General features: G+C 59.2%; 7 protein-coding genes. 3 read left to right on the forward strand and 4 right to left on the reverse strand.

Translation table 11 applies throughout. The annotated features are described in order from the left end of the window. The first annotated feature begins 91 nt into the window (after positions 1-91). Positions 92-1960 carry a sensor histidine kinase gene (locus GU3_RS14960; RefSeq protein ID WP_014293371.1) on the forward strand — a complete coding sequence of 623 codons (1869 nt, stop codon included), beginning with the start codon at positions 92-94 and terminating at the stop codon, positions 1958-1960. Beyond that, positions 1957-3321 carry a sigma-54 dependent transcriptional regulator gene (locus tag GU3_RS14965; protein ID WP_014293372.1) on the forward strand — a complete coding sequence of 455 codons (1365 nt, stop codon included), beginning with the start codon at positions 1957-1959 and terminating at the stop codon, positions 3319-3321. The genes GU3_RS14960 and GU3_RS14965 overlap by 4 nt, the downstream gene beginning before the upstream one ends. 75 nt (positions 3322-3396) lie before the next feature. On the opposite strand, the gene GU3_RS14970 is transcribed toward GU3_RS14965, so the two are convergent. Next, entirely contained in the window at positions 3397-4137 is a 741-nt protein-coding gene (locus GU3_RS14970; RefSeq protein WP_014293373.1) for a M48 family metallopeptidase, read from the reverse strand. A 257-nt stretch (positions 4138-4394) separates the two neighbouring features. Here GU3_RS14970 and GU3_RS14975 point away from each other — a divergent pair, with 257 nt between their 5' ends. Further along, positions 4395-6017, forward strand: a complete 1623-nt coding sequence (locus GU3_RS14975; RefSeq protein WP_014293374.1) for a methyl-accepting chemotaxis protein — start codon at positions 4395-4397, stop codon at positions 6015-6017. 43 nt (positions 6018-6060) lie between these two features. On the opposite strand, the gene GU3_RS14980 is transcribed toward GU3_RS14975, so the two are convergent. The 3 genes from GU3_RS14980 to GU3_RS17175 form a co-directional block, all read right to left on the reverse strand. Beyond that, entirely contained in the window at positions 6061-7431 is a 1371-nt protein-coding gene (locus GU3_RS14980) for a sodium-dependent transporter (RefSeq protein ID WP_014293375.1), read from the reverse strand. 137 nt (positions 7432-7568) lie between these two features. Beyond that, positions 7569-8642 (reverse strand): 4-hydroxyphenylpyruvate dioxygenase, encoded by a 1074-nt coding sequence (gene hppD, locus GU3_RS14985; RefSeq protein WP_014293376.1) that lies wholly within the window; start codon positions 8640-8642, stop codon positions 7569-7571. A gap of 123 nt (positions 8643-8765) precedes the next feature. Then, on the reverse strand, positions 8766-11585 hold the full coding sequence (locus GU3_RS17175) for a hypothetical protein (RefSeq protein ID WP_148265922.1): 2820 nt from the start codon (positions 11583-11585) through the stop codon (positions 8766-8768). Between the last annotated feature and the right edge of the window lie 4 nt (positions 11586-11589).

The following is an 11589-nucleotide window of genomic DNA, read 5'->3' on the forward strand; positions in this document are numbered from 1 at the left end:
AAACCGCAAAAACTTGTGTTCACCGACAACAGGGTTTACAGTTTTTTCGCCTCCAACTGTCAACGTCATTTACATCCGGACACGCCGCGTTATGCCCCTGGAACTCGCCTTTGAACTGATGATGATGCTCACCAGCGGCTGCGCCCTGCTGGTGTCGGCCTGGCTGTTCTGGCGCGCCCGCAACCGGCGCAGCATGAAGGCGCTGGCGGGCTTTGGCGTGATGATGGCGCTGTGGTGCGCCGGCCATGTGGCGGTGTTTTACGGCTGGCACGATCTCGGCATGGCGCTGATCCTGGCCAACCCGCTGATGCCCACCTTTTTTCTCGACTTTGCCATTGGCTTTGTCAACCAGGGGCCAAGCCAGCGCCCCTGGTTGAGCCGGCTGGCCCGCTATCGCGGTTTGCTCTATGGCGCCGCCGTGCTGGTCAGTCTGGTCACCCTGTGGCGAGGCGGTGGCGACATCATCGCCTTTGGCCCCTTTGAGCACTATTTCGTGTTTCGCGGCAGCGGCTGGTTCAACATCGGCTACACCATTTTCATCGGCGTGCTGGCCCACGCCCTGCTGCTGTGGGGCTTTGTGCGCCAGCAAGGCAACCGCCGCCGCTCCATCGCCGCCATGTTTGCCGCCGGTGCCTGGGGGCTGTGGCTGGCCACCAGCTTTATTTTTCCGTCGCTGGGGCTGCTGTGGTATCCCTGGCCCATGCTGCTGCTGCCCAGCTACGTGCTGCTGCTGGTGTATGGTGTGGTGCGCTACCAGATGCTGGAGGTTAACGCCTGGGCCAACCGGGCGCTGCTGTGGATTTTAATGACCGGCCTGCTGCTGGGGCTGATGGCGCTGTTCAGCGCCATGGCCGGGCGCCTGGGGATGCAGGCCCTGGCCGCCGTGCCCCAGTGGCAGCTATGGCTGTATTCGCTGTTGCTGCTGATGCTGGCCCTGGCCCTGTACCAGCCGGTCAGCAAGCTGGTGGAGCGGCTGATCTACCCGGGCAGCCGGCTCGATGAGCAACTGCTCGAGACCTGGCTGGCACAACTGCGGGATGCCGACGGCTGGAATTCCCTGGCCGGGACCGCCCAGCAGTTGCTGGCCCGGCAGATGGGCCAGCCGGTCACGGTGCGCCTGCTAACCCGGCCGCCCTATTTCGAGCCCGGTACCGGGCTCGAGCTGTGGTGCCTGCAACTGGCCAACGGCTGGCAATTCCGGCTCAAGGGGTTTGACGATGTCACCCCCGGCATGCGGCTGACCGCCGAGGTGTTCGGCTCTCTGCTGGCCACCCGCTGCGGCCTGCTGGAGCGTTCGCTGCAACTGGCCGAGGCGGAGCGCAAGCGGGTGTCGGAGCAGCACCTGGTAGAGCTGGGCGGGCTGTCGGCAGCCATGGCCCATGAGCTGCGCAACCCGCTCAATATCATTTCCATGGCCACCGCCGGGCTGGACGCGGATCGCAAGGCCATGATCCAGGGGCAGCTCAAGCGGGCCGATCGGCTGATCGTCGACATGCTGGCCTACTCCGGCCAGTTGCAGATTCAGCCGCGCACCCTGCCCCTGGCGCCCCTGCTGGACAGCCTGCGCCCCCAGTTCGACTGGCAAGGGGTGCAGTTTGATTACGCCCTGCCGCCAGACTACCGGCTGTATGCGGATCCGTACCGGCTGCAACAGGTGCTCATTAATCTTGTCGACAACGCCCTGTCGTTTGTGCGCAACCAGGCAGACGGTCAACTGAAGCTGGAAGCCACCGCCACTCCCGGGGTGCTGTGGCTGCACAACAACGGTCCGGCCATCGAGGCCGACCTGCAGGCCCGGCTGTTCCGGCCGTTCGTGACCCAGCGCCAGGGCGGCAGCGGCCTGGGACTGGCCATTGTCCAGCGCATTATGGAGGCCCACGGCGGCCATGTTCGCCACCGCAACGACGCCGGCTGGCCGGTGACCTTTGAGCTTTATTTTCCCGAGGAGTCCACATCATGACCCAGGCCCGCATCGTCGTCATCGACGACGAGCCCGCCTTTCGCACCCTGAGCGCCCAGTGGCTGCAGGCCGAAGGCTACGAGGTGCACACCGGCGCCGATCTCGAGGCATTGCGCGACCTGCTGACGCGGGTAGACGCGGATCTGATCCTGCTGGATCTGTCGCTGCCGCCCCGCTTCGATCCCCATCACACCCTGAGTGCCCTGTCCGAATTCACGGATCGGCCGGTGATCATCCTCACCGGCCACGGCGAGCGGGAGCTGGCCCTGGAAGCCCTGCGTCAGGGTGCCTGGGATCTGCTGGCCAAGCCGATGGATCCGGATCTGCTGGCGGTGGTGATCCGCCGGGCCATTACCAAGCACCAGCTGGTGCGCGAGCTCAACAGCCTGAAAACCCGCATCAGCCGGCAAAGCCCCATCACCACCCTGATCGGGGCCTCGCCCGCCATGAACACCATTCGCGCCCTGGTCAGCCGCATTGCCCCCACCGACGTCCGGGTGCTGGTGACCGGCCCGTCCGGCACCGGCAAGGAAGTGATTTCCCGCGCCATTCACGATCTCAGCGCCAGGGCCAGGGGGCCCTTTATTTCGGTGCATTGCGGTGCCATTCCCGCCGAGCTGCTGGAAAGCGAGCTGTTCGGCCACACCAAAGGCGCCTTTACCGGGGCGGATCGCAACAAGGACGGACTGCTCAAGCTGGCCGACGGCGGCACCCTGTTTCTGGATGAAATCGGCGACATGCCAGCGGCCATGCAGGTCAAGCTGCTCAGGGTATTGCAGGAGGGCAGCTTTTATCCGGTGGGCGGACGGGAGTTGGAAACCATTAACGTACGGGTGATCTCGGCCACCAACGCCAGCCTGCCCGACAAGGTGGCCAGCGGCGAATTCCGGGAGGATCTGTTCTACCGCATCAAGGGAGTGACCATTGAAACCCAGCCGCTGGATCAGCGTCCGGAAGACATTCCTTTACTCATCAGCCACTTTCTGGAATTGCAGGCGCAAGGCAGCGGCCAGCCGCCGCTGCATCCGGACGCCGCCGCCTTTCAGTGGTTTATAGAGCGGCGCTGGCCGGGCAATGTGCGCGAGCTGAAAAGCACCCTCGACAGCGTGGCCGCCATCGCCCAGGGCGGCCTGATCACCCTGGACGACATCGCCCTGCTCTATCCCGAGGCCAGAGACAGCAGCCCGGCCATGCCCTCACCAGGTGGCGATACCCTGGAGGCTCAGGTGCGGGCGCTGGAGATTTCCCTGATTACCGAGGCCCTGGCCCGCCACGGCAACAACCGCACCCATGCCGCCCAGGCCCTGGGCTTGTCACGCCAGGGTCTGCTGAAAAAAATCGAGCGTTACGGGCTGTCATGACCGGCGCCGGCCGGCGCTGTGCGCACAAAAATGCCGGCTCAAGAGCCGGCAAAAAACCAACAAGGAAGAATACGGTTAGCTCTGGCAGGAAGCGTTGGCGGCCGCTTGCTGCGCCTTCTCGATGCGGGTGTCGGTGGCCGGATGGCTGGAGAACAGGCCGCCGCCACTACCGGCGTGCTTCATCAGCTTCTGCTGGGCGCGCACGGCAGCGTACGGGTTCATGCCCAACTGGCACAACACCTCAACGCCGTAAGCATCGGACTCCAGCTCATCCTGCTGGGAGAACTGGGCGCTGAGGAACTTGGTGCCGATGTCGCCATACTGGGACGACGCCAGCGAGCCCACGGTGCCGCCGGCCGCCACCGCGGCCTGTTTGGCGGCCTCGGTCAGGTAGGCGGTTTTGAACTGGTTCAGGGAGTGCTCAAACTTGACGTGGCCAATCTCGTGCCCAATCACCGCCACCAGCTCGGCATCGTCCATCACATCCATCAGGCCGGAATACACCCGCACCGTGCCATCGGGCATGGCGAAGGCGTTGATCTCGTCGGACTCGTACACCGCAAAATTCAGCGGCGTGCCGTCGATGCTGGTCAGCTCCCGGGTCAGTTTCGCCAGCCGCTTGCTGTAACGGCTGCTGGCCGGTGACAGCTTGCTCTGGGCATCCATCTGCTCCGCCGACAGGCTGGCCTGAGCCTGCAGCTCGGCCTTGGACAGGGTGATGCCCTTAAAGGCGGTCATGCCGGCGCCGAGCAGGCCGCTGGTGTCATTGGATACGCAGCCGGACAGGCCCGCTACGGCCACCAAGGCGGCGATCATGGTTTTTTTCACTTTATGCTATCTCTGAATATTGATGGCGAGGGACAACCCGGGCTCGGTGAAAGCCAGCCTCTCATTTTGGGAAAGGCGCAATGTAAATAAATAAAGATTCATTTGCAACCTTAATGGCCAACCAGAAAGGTTCCATATAAGGCCACTTCTGTACCTATACTGAGGTTGTTGATCTTCCGCAAACCGGCTGCGGCAGCGCTCACTTATGATGCTCACCAACAGAATGCCATTCGAGAGGTACAGCCATGCTGAGAAAACTTAAAATCGGCCCCAGATCCATCTTGTCCTTCAGCATGCTGGGTCTCATTACCCTGCTGCTCGGGCTGGTTGCCATCGTGCAGCTGGGCCGCATCGGTCAGGAAGTCAACGTCATGGCCAGCCTGCGTATTCCTGCGGCCACCGAGGTCGGTGAAATCAGACGGGACTTCCTGCTGATCCGCCTGTACACCCTCAACGCGCTCTATGCCGACGACGCTCAGCGCCGGCAGGATGCGCTCGTGCGCCTGAATGAGCTGGAAAGCAGCTATCAGAAAAACATGGCGGAAATGGAAAAGCACATTGAGTCGGACGAGGGCCATCAGCTGCTGGCAAAGGTGGTCAGCAGCAAGACCGACTACGACCAGCTGCAACAGCGCCTGCTGGCCATGATCCGCGCCGGCGACCTGGCCGGTGCCGAGCAGTTTCGCCATCAGGGCTTTAACGAGACCGGCCAGCTGGTGACCAGCCACCTCAATGAACTGGGCGCCTATCAAAAGCAGCGGGCCAATGACGCCGCCGCCATCACCAACAAAATGATTGCCCGATCCAATACCATCATGGTGGTGGCCATTGTGCTGGCCATGGCCCTGGTGGTGGTACTGGCCCTGCTGTTCAGCCGCAGCCTGCTGCTGCCCATTCGCAAGGCGGTGGAAGTGAGCGGCACCATTGCCTCGGGTAACCTGACCTCCCGCTTCAGCGACGATGCCAGGGACGAAGCCGGCGACATGATCCGGGCGCTGGCCACCATGCAGCAACGGCTGAAACAAACCATCATGGAAATCAACGATTCATCAAGCCAGCTGGCCTCCACCGCCGAAGAGCTCAGCGTGGTCACCGATCAGTCTACCCGCACCCTGCAACAACAAAGCGACGAGCTGGAGCAGGCGGCCACCGCCGTCAATGAAATGACCTCGGCGGTGGAAGAAGTGGCCCGTAACGCCGCCGCCACCTCCCACAACTCCGACACCGCCGACGACAAGGCCCGTATCGGTCGTGACAAGGTGACCCACACCATCAATACCGTTGCCGAGCTGGAGCAGGAAATTAGCCACACCCGCCAGGGCGTGGAAAGCCTGGCCACCAGAGTGCGCGACATTGGCACCGTGCTGGATGTGATCCGCGGCATTGCCGAGCAGACCAACCTGCTGGCGCTGAACGCCGCCATCGAGGCGGCCCGGGCCGGTGAGTCGGGCCGGGGTTTTGCGGTGGTCGCCGACGAGGTTCGGGCCCTGGCCCACCGCACCCAGGAGTCGACCAAAGAGATTGAGGCGATGATGCACGCCATTCAGAGCGAAACCAACGACACCGTCAGCGCCATTCAGGTCAGCACCGAGCGCAGCGCCCAGACCCGGCAAATCGCCCAGGAAGCGGGCGAGGCCCTGGCGCTGATTGCCGATGCCATCATGCAGATCAACGAGCAGAACCAGACCATTGCCAGCGCCGCCGAAGAGCAGGCCTCGGTCTCCCGGGAGGTGGACCGCAACCTGGTGAACATACGGGATCTGTCGGTACAGACCTCCGCCGGCGCCAACCAGACCAACGCCTCCAGCAACGATCTGGCCCGCCTGGCCGAACAGCTCAATCAGCTGGTGGCCAGGTTTCAGGTTTAAGCTTGCCGCAACAGGTAACAGCCCCGCATTCAGCGGGGCTTTTTTATTTCAGGTTGAAATAAAACACGATCAGCAGGGCAATGGGCGACAGGTAGCGGATCACCGGAAACCACAGCTTGTGCCAACCGCCCAGCTCGGCGGCGGAGTGCGCCGGCTTCATTTTCCAGCCCACAAAGCAAGCGGTAAACAGCGCCCCCAGGGGCATCATGATATTGGCGGTGAGGTAGTCGTACAGATCGAACAACGTCTTGCCCTCAAAGCGCGCAAACATGTCCAGCGGTGTAAAGCCGGACCATTCGTTCAGCGACAGCACTGTGGTAATGCCCACCAGCCAGGCCAGCAGGCCGCCGCCGACGGCGGCTTTTACCCGGCTTACGCCTTTTTCGTTCAGGTAACTCACCAGCGATTCCAGCATGGAAATGGACGAACTCCAGGCCGCAAACAGCAACAGCACAAAAAACAGAGTGGCAAAGAAGCTGCCACCGGGCATCTGGCCAAAGGCCACCGGCAGGGTCACAAAAATCAGCCCCGGCCCCGCCCCCGGCTCAAGGCCGTTGGCAAACACGATGGGGAAAATCGCCAGCCCCGCCAGCAGCGCCACCCCGGTGTCCATCATCGCCACCACCACGGAAGTGCGGGCGATGGACACTTCCTTTTTCAGGTAGGCGCCGTAGGCCATCATGGCGCCGCTGGCCAGGCTCAGGGTAAAGAAGGCATGGCCCAGCGCGACCAGTACCGCCTCGGCGGTGAGCGCTGAAAAGTCGGGCCGGAACAAAAAAGCGGCCGCCTTACCGAAGTGCCCCGTGGTCATCGCATAGCCCACCAGGATCAGCAGCAGCACAAACAGCGCCGGCATCAGCTTGGTGACCGCCCGCTCCAGACCATGGCGTACCCCGCCCGCCGACACCAGTACCGTCAGCCCCATAAACACCGAGTGCCACAGCAACAGCTGGCCGGGAGACGCCAGCAGCCCCTCAAACAGGGCGCCGGTGTCGTTCGCCGAGATACCACTGAACTCCCCACTGGCCGCCGAGACGATATAGGGCATGGTCCAGCCGGCAATCACGCTGTAAAAAGACAGGATCAAAAACGCCGCCAGGGTGGCCATGATACCCACCCCCACCCAGCCGCGGCTGCGTCCTTCGCTGGCCGCCACCCGCTCCATGGTGCCGATGGGACTCTTGCCGCCACGGCGACCCAGCATGACTTCCGCCATCATCAGCGGCAGCCCGATAACGGCGATGCAGGCCAGATACACCAGCACAAAGGCACCGCCGCCGTTTTCACCGGTGATATAGGGAAACTTCCAGATATTGCCAAGCCCCACCGCCGAGCCGACCGCCGCCATGATAAAGGCAAACCGGCTGGACCACTGCGCCGGACGAACGCCGGCTTGCTGCGCACTGTTAACCACACCCACTCCATTCTTGTTTTAGCCTGTTGGCAATATCAGCCACCCCGGCTAAAGGTGTAAAGAATGGCTGACAGCATGTCCTGCTATTTTGCCAGCTTGTGTTCAAATAAAAAACGGCTGAGTGCAAAAACTGAAGGTTATTCCGCCTTCAGTACGCCCCGGCGTATCTGATCCTCCTCAATGGATTCAAACAGTGCCTGAAAATTGCCCTCGCCAAAGCCGTCGTTGCCCTTGCGCTGAATGATTTCAAAGAAAATGGGACCGATGACGGTATCGGTGAAGATCTGTAACAGCAGCCCCTGCCCCTGAGTGGGCGCGCCATCCATTAATATGCGGTTTTGCCGCAACCGGGCCAGGTCTTCGCCATGGCCGGGAAGACGGGAGTCCAGACGCTCGTAGTAAGTGTCGGGCGTATCCATAAAGCCCATGCCACCGGCGCGCAACTGCTCCACGGTGCAGTAGATGTCGTCGGTCCCAAGAGCGATATGCTGAATGCCCTCGCCTTTATACTGACGCAAAAATTCCTCGATCTGGCTGTGTTCGTCGGAAGACTCGTTGATGGGAATGCGAATTTTGCCGCAGGGGCTGGTCATGGCCCGGGAACGCAACCCGGTCAGCTTGCCTTCGATGTCGAAATAGCGGATTTCCCGAAAATTGAACAGCCGCTGATAAAACCCGGCCCAGGTATCCATGTGCCCGCGGGCCACGTTGTGGGTGAGATGATCGATATAGGTCAGCCCCACCCCGAGAGGATGGCGCTCCACTCCTTCCATGGGGCGAAAGTCCACGTCGTAAATACTGTGATCGCCGTACCTGTCCACCAGGTAGATAAGGGAGCCGCCGATGCCTTCAATGGCCGGAATTTGCAGCTCCATGGGGCCGGCGCCGGACGGCACCACTTTGGCACCGTCGGCCTGCAACCGGCGAATGGCGGCGGCGGCGTCCTTCACTCTGAACGCCATGGCATTAGCGCAGGGGCCATGGCTCTGGGCGAAGCGCGCCGCCTGGCTGTCGGGCTCGGCGTTGAGAATAAAATTGATGTCGCCCTGGCGGTACAGGGTCACGTTTTTACTGCGATGGCGGGACACAGCCACAAACCCCAGCCGCTCAAACAGCCGCGCCAGCCGCTCGGGCTCGGTGGAGGCATACTCCACAAATTCAAACCCGTCGGTCCCCAGCGGATTTTCCCAAAGATGGTGGTTCTGCGCCATGATGCCCTCCTTTATCCCCCGAACCTTGCGGGTTAAGTATAGAGCCGAGGGTATTTAGAGAAGTGAAAGCTGCATGCTAGGTGTAAAAAAATGATTACAGCTATTAACCGAAAGCACCCTCGCTTAGCGAACTCTGCGAAGCGGGGTAAACATCCAGCCACCGCGCAAAGCCATAAAGCGTCCCTGGCTGATCTCACCAGTGGCCATTAAATCCCCCAGCATGGTATCTCTGGTGTAAGGGCTGCTGGTTTCAAAGGCCATCACATAGTCGCATACATACCCGGCCTGCCCTCTGTCGTCTGCACAGCCCAGTTTTTCAAAACGAGTGATACGAGCACTCACCGACTGTCCATGACCTGCCGCCATGATAGTCAGGCAACTCATGGCCCTTAAAGGATCATTCTGGAAGTCACCTCTTTGGCAGCGCTCATACTGACTTTGCAGGTTGCTGTTAATCTGATCCAACTTCGCTTTGACAGCAAAGAACATATCTTCTGCGCTGGGCGCCCCCGGTATTTGCTCTGTTGAATGATCAACCAGCCCTACCGAACGCAGCTCCAGTTGCTCAGTGGCCTTCCTGACTGCCATTGCCAATGGCGTTACCCCTATCAGATCTTGCTCATCGACATAACGCAGTGCAATACCACGAATCATCCTTTCGGGGTTGCCATCTCCCGGTTTGGCCTCAAAGAGCATGGCACTGATTGCACTTTGAATCTGATCATTTTCAATCATGACTCTGCGCCGTTTATCAAGAGCAGGAATGATGTCGAAATCAATGCGTTGTTTAATCGAAAGCGGCAGATTGCTTCTGAGTTGGCTCAGTCGTCGCTGATGATGAGTCAAGGCCGCCAGAGATTCGGGTGACATACGGCTTTCAGCTAGCTCCGTCTGTGCCTGCAGCAACTGCGGTGTCAGGACCTTCAAGGCCTTATCACTGGCCAGCTGAGTTAACTTTTGTTGTAAGTCTGCAGGAAGGCGAAGCCCTTCGGCTTCATCAAACAACTGCTTTAGCCGTACCAAAGTTGAGTTATCCTGAGCCATATTAGGAATACGTTCTACACTCAGCATAAATTCGGCCAGTGTAATTGATCGCCGTTTGCCACTGATAATTCGATTCATTCTCTCTAGGTCGGAAGCGTTCAGCTCAGCTTTTTTACTGCGTAATTCCCGCTCAATGGTATTAACCTGCGCCAGAGAAGCACGGTTATCATTCAGCGATGCTATATCGGCCATTTTTTCTTTCAACCACAGCGCGGTCTGACTACGATTCATTATTTGTGCCTGCAGCCGTTCATATTCAAAGTCACGATCAAAAATATCGGCCAACTTGAATGGGCGCGGGTCATTCACTCGCCTTGAACAACTCTGAGCAAGCTGGTAGATGGCCATACGCTCCACTTCTGTGGTCAACATCAAGGAAAGCCCGAAAACCGGCTCAAACACATCATCTTCCACCAGTGGTAATGCGGCGATCTGCATGTCGGTCCCTGTCATTCTACTGATCTCATGCTCGGTGCCAAAAGGAGTTGCCCAGTCAAGCAGAACCTGACACTGCTGATCGAGCGAATGCACCTGCGCCAGTTCGCCCCCCAAACTCCCCATAGACACCGCCGGCGCTTCGCCACGCTGAATGGCAGCAAGGGCAGCCCCCTGCAGTGGCAAAAGCTGAAACGTATCATCCTGATGATGCCGATTACGGCGGGTAACGTGCAGCACCTGATTTTCATCAGGTTCCAGCAATATAATAAAAGGGTCACGCAAGTAATGTGCAGGAAGGTTGCTGAATAGTCCTTCCGCCCGTTCTACTCCCAGAGGGACATAAACGATTTTCCCATCAGCCAGTGTGGTCAGCGGCTGCAACCGATAAACGTAACGATCTTGCTGAACGGGTGGCTCGTCCATCGGTGCCGAGGCGGAATAAAGCCCAAGCGGCGCATGATTATCCGAGGCCAGGGTCAGGGTTATCTGTGTTACATTGGGCAGCTCGCTCACCCACTGTGAAACAGGCACATTTTGCTTCCGGGCTCTGCGGTTAATATAACCAGCCCAGGTGCCTTCAATTGCTCCCCCAGAATAGTCCGGAAGAAAGGCGTCGCTACTACGCTGCAGACTAATGCTATTGCAGTGGTAGTTCACTGGCAGACCATCCACCTGGCCTGAAAGCTGGTCTCCGTTAGGCGACACACTTAAGTTTACGCCAAAGCGATTTTTACTATTGCTTAGCCACATACGATGACCAAGAGATAGCTTTCCGCTGTTATCCGCATGACCAGACGCAAGCCCATGAAGCTGAACGAATTCCTTGCTGTGTGGCCAGTCAAGAAAGTAACTGCCAATCAACTCATTACCATGCTGAAACAGTGTCAGCCGATATGGCCACTGAGCCTCATTTTTACAACTGATATTGCCTTCCCATACTCCTTGCAAAACTCCCCCACTGGCTGAAGTAACCCCGACTGCAGATGGTAAAAAGGCGGGTGCGCCCTCACGCTGAGCCGAAAAATTGCCGCACCCTCCTCTAATTTTTCCCTCCATGTAGAAACCATTACTGTGAAGCTTTCCATCAAAACCAAGGGCTGTATACCCCTCGGGTCGCTTAATCCATTCCTGTGGAGTAAAATGAAACTCCTTCGACGCCTCATTAAAACGCCCCAACACTCGAAAAACACCCTCTTCATTGGCCGTGTCAAAAACGGCAAAACGAAACTCTCCTTGCAGGAGTTCACCCCGCTCATTATTAGAAGGATTAACAAGCAATGAAAATGGGTTATCGGAAATGGAACCACAGTCGTAAGTTCCGGACCATCGCCCTGTCAGTTCACCGGCCGAAACCGCTCCGGCGAATAATAAGGCGAAAGTCAGCACCAGCAGTCCTCGCACAGAGAACATCAAAATAACCCGCCTAAAAAATACAAGCTCGCACCGGATAACTGACTGCATAAAT

The sequence above is a fragment of the Oceanimonas sp. GK1 genome (genome assembly GCF_000243075.1).
GTDB lineage: Bacteria > Pseudomonadota > Gammaproteobacteria > Enterobacterales > Aeromonadaceae > Oceanimonas.